The organism is Pseudofrankia asymbiotica (genome assembly GCF_001983105.1).
GTDB classification, from domain to species: domain Bacteria; phylum Actinomycetota; class Actinomycetes; order Frankiales; family Frankiaceae; genus Pseudofrankia; species Pseudofrankia asymbiotica.
Genome location: NZ_MOMC01000016.1, coordinates 38,896 through 53,010, shown reverse-complemented (window position 1 = coordinate 53,010; position 14,115 = coordinate 38,896). Strand labels below are relative to the sequence as shown.

Sequence of the window (14,115 nt, the reverse complement as noted above, 5' to 3'; positions counted from 1 at the left end):
CACCACTGCGGGATCACCACTGAAGGAGGGTCATCATGCGGGTCGTAGTCGACTGGGACGTCTGTGAGAGCAACGCGATCTGTGTCGGGCTGGTGCCGTCGGTGTTCGAGCTGGACGACAACGAGTACCTGTCGGTCGAGGAGGAGCCCGACGAGTCGCTGCGTCCGGACCTGGAGAAGGCCGTGCGCTCCTGCCCGAAGCAGGCCATCAAGCTCGTCGACTGATTCGGCTGGGCCGCCGCGGGGCTTGGGGCCCGGCGACCCTCACGGCGCACCATGCGGCCGGGCCGGCGCCGGGTCATCCGGCGCTCGGCCCGCCGCGTCGTGTCCAGAGCGCTGTCGTGCTGTTGCGTGGCCCACGGGCCGGGGCGCGGCGCCAGCGAGCATTGGTAGGAGACGGTCATGACCGATCACGTGCAGACCGAAGCAGCCGGCGGGGTGCTGACCGTCCGGATCAACCGGCCGGACAAGCGCAACGCGATTACGCAGGACATGTACCAGGCACTCGGCGACGCGCTGGTCGGCGCGGAGGCCGACGAGTCCGTCCGGGTCGTGCTCTTCACTGGCAGCGGCGGCGCCTTCACCGCCGGCAATGAGCTGGCCGACATCGCCGAACGCGACGTCCTCGAGCCGAGCGGCCCGACCGCCCGCTTCATCCGGGCGCTCATCGACACGACGAAGGTGCTGGTCGCCGAGGTCGACGGCGCGGCGATCGGCATCGGCACGACGATGCTGCTGCACGTCGACCTGGTGTACGCGACCGCGCGGTCGAAGTTCGGAATGCCGTTCGTGAACCTGGGGGTCGTGCCGGAGGCGGCGTCGTCGGTGCTGCTCCCGCGGGTCACCGGGCCGCAGCGGGCGGCGAGGCTGCTGCTGTTCGGGGATGTCTTCAGCGCGCAGGAGGCGCTGGAGGCCGGGATCATCACCGAGGTGCTACCGGACGCCGACGCGCTGCGGGCGCGGGTCGCCGACCGGGTCGAGGCGCTGCTCACCCGCCCCGCGGGCGCGCTCGCGGCGGTCCGCAAGCTGCTGCACGGCGAGACGACGATCGCCGAGCTGCACGCGGCGGCGGCGCTGGAAGGCGAGGTCTTCACCCGCACCTCGAGGTCCCCCGAGGCCCAGGCCGCCATCGCCAGGCTCACCAAGCGGTAAGGGCCCTCCCCCACCACCCCACCACCTCTGGCCGATGCCCGGCTATCGTTCCCACCCTCGCCCGCCGCGTTCCGCCACGAATCAGGTGCACTCGGTCAGACTGAGTGGCGGACGATCCGGATCGGCGGTGGGGACGACGGCGGGGGTTGCATGGTCGAGCGTCGGGCGGGGCGGCCGCCCCGGATGGACCGGGCGACGATCGCCAGGGCCGCCGGCGAGATCGGCGTCGACCAGGTCAGCCTGCGCTCGGTGGCCGAACGGCTCGGCGTGAGCGTCCCCGGGCTCTACCACTACGTGCGCGGTCGCGACGACCTGCTGCGGCTGGCCGCCGAGGAGTCCGCGGCGATGATCGCGCTGCCGGTCGACCGAGGCCAGCACTGGTCGCTGTGGCTGCTGGAGTGGGCGGACGTCATCCGGCGGACCTTCGCCGAGTCGCCCGCGCTGCTGACCCAGGTCATGAGCGGCGCCTTCGGCCTGGACCGGATGGTCGACGCGCTGGAGACCGTGATCGCGGCGCTGGTGTGCCGGGGGTTCGGGGCGCGCGAGGCCTTCGAGGCCTACATCCTGGTGACGCAGTGCGCGATGGGTGCCGCGGTCATCGAGATCCGCCACCGGGAGACCGAGCTGGCCAACCATCCGATCGCGCTGGACTACCAGCGGGTTTTCGCCCAGCGCGACCCGTCGGACCTGGGGCACCTGCGCGCGATGCTGACCGACGGCCCACCCCCCGAGGTGAAGCCGATCGATCAGATCATGACCGTGCTCGCCGGGATCGCCACCCGCCGCGGCGACGACTGGCCAGAGATCGTCACCCAGCTCTGGCGACACGCCCAGACCTAGGGAGCCCACCGGCTGACGTCCAACGTCCAGCCGCCAGGATCGCACCACCACGACGCTCACAGATCGCCGTTTGCGCCCTGCCGTCGTTGCCAGCGGACGCCGAGCCAGATCGTGACCACAGCGGAGCACAGACAGCGATCAGGTCGCGGGTGCCACCGCCGGGGGCGGCAGGGGTGAACTCGCTGGTCACGGTCGTCCGCGCGAAGTAGGGGTGACGTGGTTCGGGGGGCGCGTCCCGGGCACACCGGACGACGTGACTCGGATGCTTCCTCCCCAACGTCAGCCGGATGCGCCGCGTCGCTCCGCCGGCAGGTTCTCCGCATTCACCGGCGCGGCGCCGGCCCGAAGCCCGATGCGGCTGCGGGCGGCGCTCGCGTTGTTCGGGCTGGTGTTCTGTGGCGTCGCCGCGGGGCTGTTCGCCGCCGCCGGCTGGACGGTGCCCGCCATCCTGCTCTGCGTCGTCGGGGCCACCGCGCTGGTGGACCTCGCCGTGATCTGTCGCCGGATGCGGCGGCATCGCCGTTCGCGCCCGCCGGGCTTCGGCCCGGCCGCCCAGCCCGGGAACCGTACCCGCAGCGGAAGCTACCCACGGTAGCGATACATCCGCTATCTGAGTACTCGTAAGGTTTCCGCCAGGCGACCGCGAGGAACCGTACGCGGACCGGGCCCCATATCTCGCCGCATCTCGAGACCACGACCAGCGGCTATGCGAACGTGCGCCCAAAACCGTTGACCTTGTTCCTCTCACGCTCTTACCTTCGTGCTCCCACTATCTGACGGGTCATCAGATCTGGCCCTCGGAGCACGGAGGAGACCGCGATGGGACGACGGCGCGACGACCTGGGCGGCGCGGAATCAGGCGGCAGCGGGGAGGACGCGGACGGCGCCGGCTTAGCCGGCCCGGTGGACGTGGCGGGTGGCGGGACGCGGCGCGCGGTCCTGGCGGGGGCGCTCGGCGCGGCGGCGGTGACCGCCGTCGGCTGGGCACCGGTCGCCCAGGTGGCCGCGGCCCACGCCGACCCGCCGGCGCCGCCGGACTTCCCGGCGTCGGTCCCGCTGTACCGGCAGACGTTCCAGAACTGGTCGCGGGAGATCAACGTCACCGGCGTGTGGACCTGCGCGCCGGCGACGCCCGCGGACGTGGTGACCCTCGCCAACTGGGCCCGGGCGAACAACTACAAGATCCGTCCCCGCGGCATGGCGCACGGCTGGTCGCCGCTGAGCGTCGCCGTCGGGTCGTCTGGTGACAACGTCATCTTCGTCGACACCACCCAGCACCTCACCGCCGTCACGATCACCGGCCCGTCCGGGTCGACGCCGGCGACCGTCCGGGCGCAGACCGGCGTGAGCATGGACAGCCTGCTCACCCAGCTGCAGGCCGCCGGCTATGGCCTGACCGCCACCCCCGCGCCCGGTGACCTCACCGTCGGCGGCGTGCTCGCGATCGACGCGCACGGCACCGCCGTCCCCGCCAGCGGCGAGACCCGGGTTCCCGGCACCACCTACGGTTCGCTGTCTAACCTGATCACCTCGCTGACCGCCGTCGTCTGGAACTCCGCCACCAGCCAGTACATGCTGCGCACGTTCAGCCGGTCCGAGGCGGCGTCGAAGGCGTTCCTGGCGCACCTGGGCCGCGCCTTCCTCACCGAGGTGACGCTGCAGGTCGGCGCCAACCAGCGGCTGCGCTGCCAGAGCTGGTTCAACGTTCCGTGGACGGAGCTGTTCGCGGCGCAGGGCTCCAGTGGGCGCACGTTCGCCAGCTACGTCAACTCCGCCGGCCGGGTCGAGGCGATCTGGTTCCCGTTCACCGACAACCCGTGGCTGAAGGTGTGGAGCCGCAGCCCGAACAAGCCGCTGCTGTCACGCCAGGTCTCGAGCCCCTACAACTACTCGTTCTCCGACAGCCTGCCGTCGTCGATCACCGACCTGGTCAGCCAGATCTCCACCGGCCATCCGGAGCTCGCCCCGACGCTCGGCGGGACGCAGATCGCCGTCGTCGGCGCCGGCCTGATCACCACCTCGACCTGGGACATCTGGGGCTGGTCGAAGGATCTGCTGCTCTATGTCCGGCCGACGACGCTGCGCGTCACCRCCAACGGCTACGCGATCCTCACCAGCCGGTCGAACATCCAGCGCGTCATCAACGAGTTCTGCACGTACTACAACACCAAGCTGACCACATACCGGAACAACAACCAGTACCCGATGAACGGGCCCGTCGAGATTCGGGTCACCGGGCTCGACACCGCCGGTGACGTCGGCGTCCCGAGCGCCGGCTCGCCGCAGCTGTCCGCGCTGCGGCCACGGCCCGACCATCCGGAATGGGACGTCGCGGTCTGGCTGGACATTCTCACCGTGCCCGGTACGCCGTATGCGAACCAGTTCTACCGCGAGGTAGAGGCCTGGGTCTTCTCGAACTATTCCGGCAGCTATGCCTCAGCCCGGGTGGAATGGTCGAAGGGCTGGGGCTACACGAACAGCGCCGCGTGGGCCGACACCACCGCGATCGGCACCACGGTGCCGAACTCGCTGCGGACCGGCCAGCCCGGCGGGGACAACTTCGACACGGCGGTCGCGACTCTGGACACGTACGACCCGAACCGCGTCTTCTCCAGCCCCCTGCTCGACGCCCTCCTGCCCTGAGCCGGTGGCCGTGACGGACGCGCCGCGTCCGTCACGGCCACCGCCGTATCGTTGCCCGAAGCGACCATGGATGCCCGGCGCGGCGCGTCCAGCGGCCGCGGGGGGACGAGCTGGGGGGACGAGTGGACGGCGGGCCTGAGGACCAGGAGCAGGCGGCGCTGCGCTCCGGGCTGCGCCGGATGCGGACGGTCGCCACCTGCCTGCTGGCGTTCGCGGTCGCGGTGTACATCGCGACCTCGCTGTGGCGCGACGCGCCCGGCTGGGTGGGTTATGTGCGGTCCGGCGCCGAGGCGGGCACGGTCGGCGCGCTGGCCGACTGGTTCGCGGTGACCGCCCTGTTCCGCCACCCGCTGGGCCTGCCCATCCCGCACACCGCGATCATCCGCAAGCGCAAGGACGATCTCGGCCGCGGCCTGCAGTCGTTCGTCTCCACCCACTTCCTCACCGAGACGATCGTCCGCGACAAGGTCAACCAGATAGAGGTGGCGAACCGGGTCGGCGCCTGGCTGTGCCAGCCCGACCACGCCGACCGGGTCAGCGCCGAGGTCGCGGCCCGGCTCGCGTCGGTCCTGCGCAGGGCGAACGACGAGCTGATCGTCGAGCTGGTCGAGAAGTCGGTCGTGCCGCGGCTGGTGGACGTGCCGCTGGCCCCGGTGCTCGGCGTCCTGCTCGAGCGGGCGCTGGAGGACGGGCTGCAGCACCGCGCCGTCGACGTGCTCCTGGAACAGGCCGAGGACTGGCTGATCAAGCACCCGAGCGCGGTGCACGACGCCGTGCTCGACCGCGCTCCTGGCTTCGCGCCGCGGTGGCTCAACGAGGCGGTCGCGGCCAAGGTCTACGCCGAGGCGGTGAAGCTCGTCGGCGCGCTGCGCGCGGACCGCGACCACCGGATGCGCCAGAGCCTCGACAGCTTCCTCGCCGACCTGGCCGGCAAGCTGAAGACCGACCCGGACCTGCGCGCCAGGGTCGAGGACCTCAAGGCGCGGGCGCTCGCCTCCCCGGTCGCCGGCGACGCGATCTCCCGGATGTGGGAGACGGCGAAGGGCCTCCTGCTGGACCTGACCACCGACGAGCGCGGCGTCGCCCGCCGCGCGGCGACCACGCACCTGGCCAGCCTCGGCTTCAAGCTCACGGCCGACCCTGAGCTGGCGGCCTCCGTCAACCGGACCGCCGCGGACCTCGCGACCCGGGCGGTCGGCCGGTACAAGGGCGACATCGCGGCCATCATCGGCGACACCGTCGCCCGCTGGGAGCCGGCCGAGGCGTCCCGGCGCATCGAGCTGCAGGTAGGCCGCGACCTGCAGTTCATCCGGATCAACGGCACCGTCGTCGGCGCGCTCGCCGGACTCCTGATCCATCTCATCACCGAGCTCGCCCTGTAGACCCACCGCCCTGTAGACCCGCCCGTAGACGCGCCGCCCGTAGACGCGCCGCCGACAACAGATCCGCCGTCCACCCACCGGAAAAGCCACGACAGGCCGTTCCGGGAGGCTCGGCGCGTCACCGGGTGGCTCGTCTGGCAGCATCAGCACGCGTGACGACCGAGCGGGCGCCGGCCGCGTCGTCGCGACGTATCCCGCTGCTCCTGGTCCGGCAGGTGGTGCCGGCCGGTTGGCCGGCCTTCGCGCCGGTGGCGCTGGCCGGGCTGGTCGCGGTCATCTGGGTGGCCTACGTCCATCCGCTGGTCCATTTCGACATCGACGTGTTCCTGCGGGCCGGCACCGCCGTCGCCGCCGGGCGCGACCCCTACCCGCGGCCCGGCTCGGCGGACGTCTACTCCGGGTTCGCGTTCGTCTACCCGTACCTGGTGGCGTTCCCGTTCGCCCTGTTCGCCTGGCTGCCCCGCGGCGGCGCGGCGGCGCTGTTCATCGGGCTGTCCGTGCTGGCGGTGCTCGCCGGCTGCCGGCTGGCCGGGGCGCGGCGCTGGAGCCTGTACGCGCTGGTGCTGGCGGCGTCGTGCACGATCATCGGGCTGCAGATGGGGACGCTGAACGCGGCGCTGTTCGCCGGGCTCGCGGCGCTGTGGCGGCTGCGGGACCGTCCGGTGGCCGCCGGCGGGCTCGCGGCGCTGCTCGTCTACAGCAAGCTCTTCCTGGTACCGCTGCCGCTGTGGCTGCTGCTCACCGGGCGGTGGCGGGCCGCGGCGGTCGCCGCCGGCGCCCTCGGCGCGCTGTTCGGCGTCGGCGAGCTGGCGAGCCCGGTGGACATCGCGACCTACAGCGACATGCTGGGCGTTCTCGCCCGCGCCGAGGCGCCGGCGGGCCTGAGCCTGACCGGGCTGCTGATGAACGTGGGCCTGGGCCTCACGCCGGCGACCTGGGTGGCGCGCGCTGTGGCCGCCACGCTGCTGGCTTCCTGCTGGGCCCTCGGGCGGCGCGCGGCGCGGGCGAGGACGCGGGACTGGGGGGCGGCCAACGACCGGCTGCTGTTCGCCGCCACGGTCGCGGCGGCGCTGCTCGCGTCGCCGATCGTGTGGAGCCACTACCTGCTGCTGCTCGCGGCGCCGCTGCTGGTGCTGGAGGGCGGCGAGCGGGCCGGGGCGCTGGCCACGGCGACCGTGGTGAGCTGGCTGCTGGTCACCCCGCACCTGAGCACGCCGCCGGACCTCGTCGTGTCGGCCCTTGTCCTGTCCGCGCTCTCCGCCCGCCCGCTCGCGGGCGCCGCCCGCCGGGCCACGGCCGAACGCGGTATCGGCCGGCTCGCCACGCTCGCCGTGCCCGCGGCGGTGGTCGCGGTGCCCGCGGTGGCCGGGCTGGAGTTGTGCTGGGCGCTGGCGCGCGCGCACCACGGTGGCGACGCGGTGACCGGCGCCTACCTGGTGACGCTCGGCCTGCTCGCGCTGCCCGCCTGGGGCGCCCGGCAGGTCCACGGCCTGTCCCCGTCGCCATCGCCGTCGCCGTCGCCGCCGCGGAATCCGCCGGCGCCGTGCCTAGCCGTAAGCGGGGTCGAGCCGCAAGTGGACGACGAATAACTCACGCTCGCGCCACCCATCCGGCGTAAGGCCGGTCGGGCATGTACGGTGATAACTCTGACGGCCTCTCACGCCGTCATGCGTCCGCGCCACCCGCGAGCCACGCGGTCCCGGCCGGGCGTTAGGTCGGTGCGAGCACGCGCTGGCTCATCCTGTTCGCTGGCCCTTCGGGTCAGCTTCCCGGAGGCCGCGATGTCTGCCCGGGGGGCGACCCCCGGACCCCCGGTATCGAGCTTCGCTCGACCAAGGGGCACAGGCGGCGCGGATCATCGGGAAGTTGACCATTCGGGACAGCTTCCTGGCAGTCACGAAGTCTGGTCTCGTCCCGTCTGGCGGAAATCGCCTGGACGGACAGGACGACGGAGTGGTCGGCTGGCGCGGTCCCTGACGGGGCGGCGCCTGGGTGGGTGGTGCGGTCGGCCCGGGGGGTTTCCTCGGTTTCTCTCGCGATGCCGGCCTGCGCGCACACCGGCCGCCGGCACGTGTTGACACATGGGCAGGTGGCCCCGACCTGATCGGTGGATCCACTGTCTCACCCCAGCAACTCCAAAGCTTCTTCCTCATACACCACAAGCTCCTCCGGGAGCTCGTTCGGCGGTTCGGCGACGGGTGCCCGGCCGGCCCGGGCGGGCGGACGGTCCCGTTCCGGCGGCGGCTACAGCGGCCACGGCCGCCCGAGCGGCCCGCGCCGTGGTGGCAATGGCGGTGGCGGCGGCATCGGGCGTCGCCCGGCGCCGGTCCGCCCGGCACTGCCGACCCGCGAGCCGCGCCCGCCGGTCGAGTCGTTCGAGGCCGCCGGCCTGCCTCCCCGGCTCGTCCGGGCGCTGGCCGAACGCGGCATCGCCGCGCCGTTCCCGGTCCAGGCGGCGGCGCTGCCGGACGTCCTGGCCGGTGAGAACGTGCTCGGCCGGGCCAAGACCGGCTCCGGCAAGACCCTCGGCTTCGGCCTGCCCATGCTCACCAAGCTCGCCGGGCGCGGCGCGGCCACCCCGCTGCGCCCCCGGGGCCTGATCCTCGTCCCGACCAGGGAGCTCGCCCAGCAGGTCAGCGACGCGCTCGACCCGCTGTCGCGGGCGGTCGGCCTGTGGCTGCGCCCGGTCTACGGCGGAACGTCGATCTCCCGGCAGATCTCCGCCATGCGCCGCGGGGTCCACATCGTCGTCGCCACCCCGGGCCGGCTGCTGGACCTGGTCGAGCGCGGTGCCTGCCAGCTCGACGACGTCGAGATCACGGTCCTCGACGAGGCCGACTACATGTGCGACCTGGGCTTCCTGCCGGCCGTCCGGCAGATCCTGGACGCCACGTCGCCCAACGGCCAGCGGCTGATGTTCAGCGCCACGCTGGACCGCGAGGTCGAGGTGCTCGTCCGGGACTACCTGCCCGAGCCGGTGCTGGTCGCCGTCGACCCGGAGAGCAGCCAGGTCACGACGCTGACCCGGCACGCGCTGGAGGCCTCCGACAAGACGAGCCAGCTGGAGGTCGTCACGGCGCTCGCCGGCGGGCAGGGCCGCACCCTGGTCTTCGTGCGCACCCAGCGCGACGCCGACCACGTGGCCAGGGACCTGACCCGCGCGGGCGTGCCCGCGGAGCCGCTGCACGGCGGCCTCCCGCAGGGCGCGCGCACCCGGGCGCTCGCCGGCTTCGCCGACGGCACTCGCCGGGTGCTGGTCGCCACCGACGTCGCCGCCCGCGGCATCCACGTCGACGACGTCCGCCTGGTCGTGCACCTCGGCCCGCCGGAGGACGCCAAGACCTACCAGCACCGCGGCGGGCGCACCGCCCGGGCCGGCGCCGACGGCGCGGACGTGCTCGTCACCGTCGCCGCCGACCGCGGCAAGGTCCGCGCGATGCTGCGCACGGCGGGTGTCGAAGCCCGCGTCACGCCGGTCGGTGCCGGCGACCCACTGGTCGCCGAGATCGCCGGCCCGCCGGCGCCCAGGATCGAGCCGGGCTCGATCCCGCCGCCGCGGCAGGCGATCGACGGCCGTCGCGGCGCCGGCCGCCCCGGTGAGAGCCGGCAGGGCGAGGGCCGCCAGGCGGGCAGCCGCTTCGGCGAGAGCCGGGGCGGCGGTGACCACGCGGGCCGCGCCGGCTTCGGCCATCGCGGCACGGCTGGAAGCGGCCGGACGTCCCGCGACGGCCGCGGCGCGCCCCGCCGGGGCCCCCGCCTCGACCGGCCCCACCACACCGACCACCCCACGCACGACGGCGGCCCCACCCCCGCCGCCGCGACGTCCTGACGACGGGGCATCGGTGACAGCGGGCGTCCGGTGACACCGCGGACGTCCTGACACTGCTACAGGCCTGGTAGGCCGCCGGATCCGAAAGACCGGCCGCCTACCAGGCTTTTCGCTTTACCAGGCTTTTCGTTTGGCCCCCGGCAGCGGGCGCTTGCCGCGCAGCGCGGCGCTGATCCTGGCGTCCAGGCGCTGCTGGCTGTGGCCGACGTGCCACAGTCCGCACGTACACAGGTAGGCGACCAGATCGGAAGAACCATCGCGACGGAAGCGAAGGTCGTTGCGATGGCGCAGCGCGGCCTGCTCGGTCGGGTACGCCTGCTTTTCCGGACGTGGGCACTTCTTCAAGGTCATGTCCGTTCCCCCCGGCGGATACGCCCAGACGGCCGCCCAACCGGCAAAGCCGCGGATCAAGCGTAGTCGTGACCGTGCGGCACGAATCCGCCGCGGCTACGTCGATGACCGCGCGTGACACCAGCCGCCAGCCGCCAGCCGCCAGCCGCCAGGCCGGAACGACCCGGCACGGATCAGGCGACGGCTGACGCGCCGAGCAGCGCCTTGAGGTCACCCATGAGTGCGGGGGTGCGGCGGACCTTGTAGGAGTCGTCGAGCCGCAGGTGGGTCGTGCGGTGCGGGGACTGCAKGTGCAGGTGCACCTCCGTCGTGCCGGGGTGGGTGGCGAGCACCTCGCGCAGGCGGTCGACCGTCGGCGCGTTGACGCGCGACGTCGGCAGTGTGATCACGATCGGCGGGGTGAGCGCGTGCTCGGACAGGTCGGGCACGGACAGCTCGGAGGCGACCAGGCGGGGCGCGTCCTCCCGCTTGTCGAGCCTGCCCTTGACGATGACGATCGCGTCCTCGGACAGCTGGGTCGCGCAGGTCTCGTAGGTAGCGGGAAAGAACATGACCTCCAGGCCGCCCTCGAGGTCCTCGATGGTCGTGAGCGCCCAGACCTTGCCCTGCTTGGTGACCTTGCGCTGGAGGCTGGAGATGATCCCGCCGATCGTGACGACGGCGCCGTCCGGATAGTCGGCGAGGGCGGGGACCGAGCAGTCCGCCTTCGCCGTCAGGATGTGCGCGACCTCGGACAGCGGGTGGTCCGAGACGTAGAGGCCGAGCATGTCGCGCTCGTGCGCGAGCTTGACGGACTTCTCCCACTCCTTGTCGGAGAACTCCATGGCGCCGAAGGCGGACGTCGTCGGGTCATCCTCGACCTCGCCGAACAGGCTCTCCTGGCCCAGGGCGCTCTGCTTCTTCGCCGCCATGACGGCGTCGACGGCCTGCTCGTGCCGCTCGACCAGCCCTCGGCGGGTATGGCCGAAGCTGTCGAACGCGCCCGCCTTGATCAACGACTCGATCGTCCTCTTGTTGCAGACGACGGCCTCGACCTTCTCGAGGAAGTCCGGGAACGCGGTGAAGTCGCCCTTCGTCCCCCGGGTGCGAGTGATCGACTCGACGACGTTCGCGCCGACGTTGCGGATCGCGGCCAGCCCGACGCGGATCTCGCTGTCGCCGTGGGGGGTGTAGTCGGCGTCGGAGAAGTTCACGTCGGGCGGGAGCACCTTGATGCCCATCCGGCGGCACTCGTTCAGGTAGATCGCGCTCTTGTCCTTGTCGTCGCGCACGGACGTCAGGAGCGCGGCCATGTACTCGGCCGGGTAGTTGGCCTTCAGGTATGCGGTCCAGTAGGAGACCAGCCCGTACGCGGCGCTGTGCGCCTTGTTGAACGCGTAGTCGGAGAACGGGACGAGGATGTCCCACAGCGTCTTGATCGCCGCGTCCGAGTACTTGTTCGCCTTCATCCCCGCGGAGAAGGGCGCGAACTCCTTGTCGAGGATCTCCTTCTTCTTCTTGCCCATCGCGCGGCGCAGCAGGTCGGCCTGGCCGAGCGTGTACCCGCCGACCGCCTGCGCGATGGCCATGACCTGCTCCTGGTAGACGATCAGGCCGTAGGTCGTGCCGAGGATCTCGTCCAGCGAGGTGCCGAGGTCCGGGTGGATCGGGGTGATCTCCTGCTGGCCGTTCTTGCGCAGCGCGTAGTTGGTGTGCGAGTTCGCGCCCATCGGGCCGGGGCGGTAGAGCGCGATGACGGCGGAGATGTCCTCGAAGTTGTCCGGGCGCATGAGCCGCAGCAGCGACCGCAGCGGCCCGCCGTCGAGCTGGAACACCCCGAGCGTGTCACCGCGGGCGAGCAGCTCGTAGGTGGTCTTGTCGTCCAGCCCCAGCCCGAGCAGGTCGATCGTGATCCCGCGGTTGCGCTCGACGTTGCGGACGGCGTCGTCCATCACCGTCAGGTTGCGCAGCCCGAGGAAGTCCATCTTCAGCAGGCCGAGGTTCTCGCAGGTCGGGTAGTCGAACTGCGTGATGATCGACCCGTCGGCGTCCCGGCGCCACACCGGGATGTGGTCGATGATCGGCTCGGCCGACATGATGACGCCGGCGGCGTGCACGCCGGCCTGGCGGATCAGCCCCTCCAGGCCCTTGGCCGTGTCGATGACCTTGCGGACGTCGCCGTCGGACTCATAGAGCGACCGGATCTCGCCGGCCTCGCTGTAGCGCTGGTGGTTCGGGTCGAAGATCCCGGACAGCGGGATGTCCTTGCCCATCACCATCGGCGGCATGGCCTTGGTGATCCGGTCGCCGACGGCGTACGGGTAGCCGAGGACCCGAGCCGAGTCCTTGATGGCGGCCTTCGCCTTGATCGTGCCGTAGGTGACGATCTGGGCGATCCGGTCGTCGCCCCACTTCTCCGTCACGTACCGGATGACGTCCGAGCGGCGACGGTCGTCGAAGTCGATGTCGATGTCCGGCATCGACACCCGGTCGGGGTTGAGGAACCGCTCGAAGATCAGGCCGTGCGGGAGCGGGTCCAGGTCGGTGATGCCGAGCGCGTAGGCGATCAGCGAGCCGGCGGCGCTGCCGCGGCCGGGGCCGACGGCGATGCCGTTGTTCTTCGCCCACATGATGAAGTCCGCGACGACCAGGAAGTACGACGGGAACCCCATCTGGAGGATGACGCCGATCTCGTACTCGACCTGGGCGCGGTGCTTCTCGTCGATCCCGTCCGGGAAGCGGCGCTCCATGCCCCGCAGCACCTCGGCACGGAAGAACGACTCCTCGGTCTCGCCGTCGGGGACCGGGAACAACGGCATGAGGTTGTGCTTCGTGAACATGYCGGACGTGTCGACCCGCTCGGCGATGAGCAGGGTGGTGTCACAGCCCTCGAGCCAGGCGTCGCTGGTGTCGATCGCGCGCATCTGGTCGGCGCTCTTGAGGAAGTAGCCCGAGCCCTCGAACTGGAACGACGGGTTCGCCACCRTCGACGCGGTCTGCACGCACAGCAGCGCCGAGTGCGTCTCCCGCTCGGACTCGTAGGTGTAGTGCGAGTCGTTCGTGACGACCATCTTCATGTTCAGCTTGCGGGCGATGTCGATCAGCCCGTCGCGGACCCGGCGCTCGATCTCGATGCCGTGGTCCATGATCTCGCAGAAGTAGTTCTCCGCGCCGAAGATCTCCTGGTAGGTGGCCGCGGCCTTCAGCGCGAGGTCCGGGTGGCCCAGGCGCAGCCGGGTCTGCACCTCGCCGGACGGGCAGCCGGTCGTCGCCATCAGGCCGGCGGAGTGCTCGGCGATGATGTCGCGGTCCATCCGCGGCCACTTGATGTAGTGGCCCTCGATCGAGGCCCGCGAGTTCAGCCGGAACAGGTTGTGCAGGCCCTCGGCGTTGCGCGCCCACATGGTCATGTGGGTGTAGGAGCCACCGCCGGAGACGTCGTCGCTCTTCTGGTGCGGCTCGCCCCAGCGGACCCGCTGCTTGAGCAGCCGGGACTCGGGGGCGACGTAGGCCTCACAGCCGATGATCGGCTTCACGCCCGCGGCGGTGGCCTGCTTGTGGAAGTCGTACGCCCCGTACATGTAGCCGTGGTCGGTGATCGCCACAGCGGGCATCTTCTGCCGTCCGACCTCGGCGAACATGTCCTTGAGCCGGGCGGCCCCGTCGAGCATCGAGTACTCGGTGTGGACATGCAGGTGCACGAACGAGTCGGACACGGCGGGCCTTCCATCCGAGGTCCGGGCCATGGGCCAGGGCGCGGGCCGAGGGCGGGTACGGGACGAGGCGCACAGGGACAGGACACCCAACGCGGGCATCATGCTGATGTCCGGCGATCGGGGTGATGTCGGGGCGGTGCCAGCAGCCTAGCCCCCGGGTCTGACAACCCCGCGACCGACACGAACACCAGTTCATGATCGCTCTCGGCCCGGTCCGCCGCCGC

10 protein-coding genes are annotated in these 14,115 nt (G+C 71.8%); 8 read left to right on the top strand and 2 right to left on the bottom strand.

Annotation, left to right across the window (positions count from 1 at the left end):
• The first annotated feature begins 35 nt into the window (after positions 1-35).
• The 8 genes from BL253_RS09140 to BL253_RS09105 all read left to right on the top strand — a co-directional run bounded on the left by BL253_RS09140 (position 36) and on the right by BL253_RS09105 (position 9,845).
• Entirely contained in the window at positions 36-224 is a 189-nt protein-coding gene (locus tag BL253_RS09140; RefSeq protein WP_076815470.1) for a ferredoxin, read from the top strand.
• Between the two features lie 177 nt (positions 225-401).
• Positions 402-1,151: an enoyl-CoA hydratase-related protein gene (locus BL253_RS09135; RefSeq protein WP_076815468.1), complete on the top strand. Its 750-nt coding sequence runs from the start codon at positions 402-404 to the stop codon at positions 1,149-1,151.
• A 150-nt stretch (positions 1,152-1,301) separates the two neighbouring features.
• Positions 1,302-1,991 (top strand): TetR/AcrR family transcriptional regulator, encoded by a 690-nt coding sequence (locus tag BL253_RS09130; RefSeq protein ID WP_076815466.1) that lies wholly within the window; start codon positions 1,302-1,304, stop codon positions 1,989-1,991.
• Between the two features lie 262 nt (positions 1,992-2,253).
• Positions 2,254-2,586, top strand: a complete 333-nt coding sequence (locus tag BL253_RS09125) for a DUF6343 family protein (protein ID WP_338013701.1) — start codon at positions 2,254-2,256, stop codon at positions 2,584-2,586.
• A gap of 224 nt (positions 2,587-2,810) precedes the next feature.
• Positions 2,811-4,634, top strand: a complete 1,824-nt coding sequence (locus tag BL253_RS09120) for a cholesterol oxidase substrate-binding domain-containing protein (protein WP_081438143.1) — start codon at positions 2,811-2,813, stop codon at positions 4,632-4,634.
• A 122-nt stretch (positions 4,635-4,756) separates the two neighbouring features.
• A complete protein-coding gene (locus BL253_RS09115) occupies positions 4,757-6,016 on the top strand; it encodes a DUF445 domain-containing protein (RefSeq protein WP_076815464.1) in 1,260 nt (419 codons plus the stop codon).
• A gap of 152 nt (positions 6,017-6,168) precedes the next feature.
• Complete coding sequence (locus BL253_RS09110) at positions 6,169-7,605, top strand: glycosyltransferase 87 family protein (RefSeq protein ID WP_241834645.1); 1,437 nt, start codon at positions 6,169-6,171, stop codon at positions 7,603-7,605.
• Between the two features lie 518 nt (positions 7,606-8,123).
• Positions 8,124-9,845, top strand: coding sequence for a DEAD/DEAH box helicase (locus tag BL253_RS09105; protein WP_096335957.1), 1,722 nt, complete (start codon positions 8,124-8,126; stop codon positions 9,843-9,845).
• 114 nt (positions 9,846-9,959) lie between these two features.
• Here the strand turns inward: BL253_RS09105 and BL253_RS09100 are convergent, their stop codons facing one another.
• Positions 9,960-10,196, bottom strand: a complete 237-nt coding sequence (locus BL253_RS09100) for a hypothetical protein (protein ID WP_076815462.1) — start codon at positions 10,194-10,196, stop codon at positions 9,960-9,962.
• Positions 10,197-10,369: 173 nt separating this feature from the next.
• Positions 10,370-13,891, bottom strand: coding sequence for a DNA polymerase III subunit alpha (gene dnaE, locus BL253_RS09095; RefSeq protein ID WP_076815461.1), 3,522 nt, complete (start codon positions 13,889-13,891; stop codon positions 10,370-10,372).
• Positions 13,892-14,115: the final 224 nt, after the last annotated feature.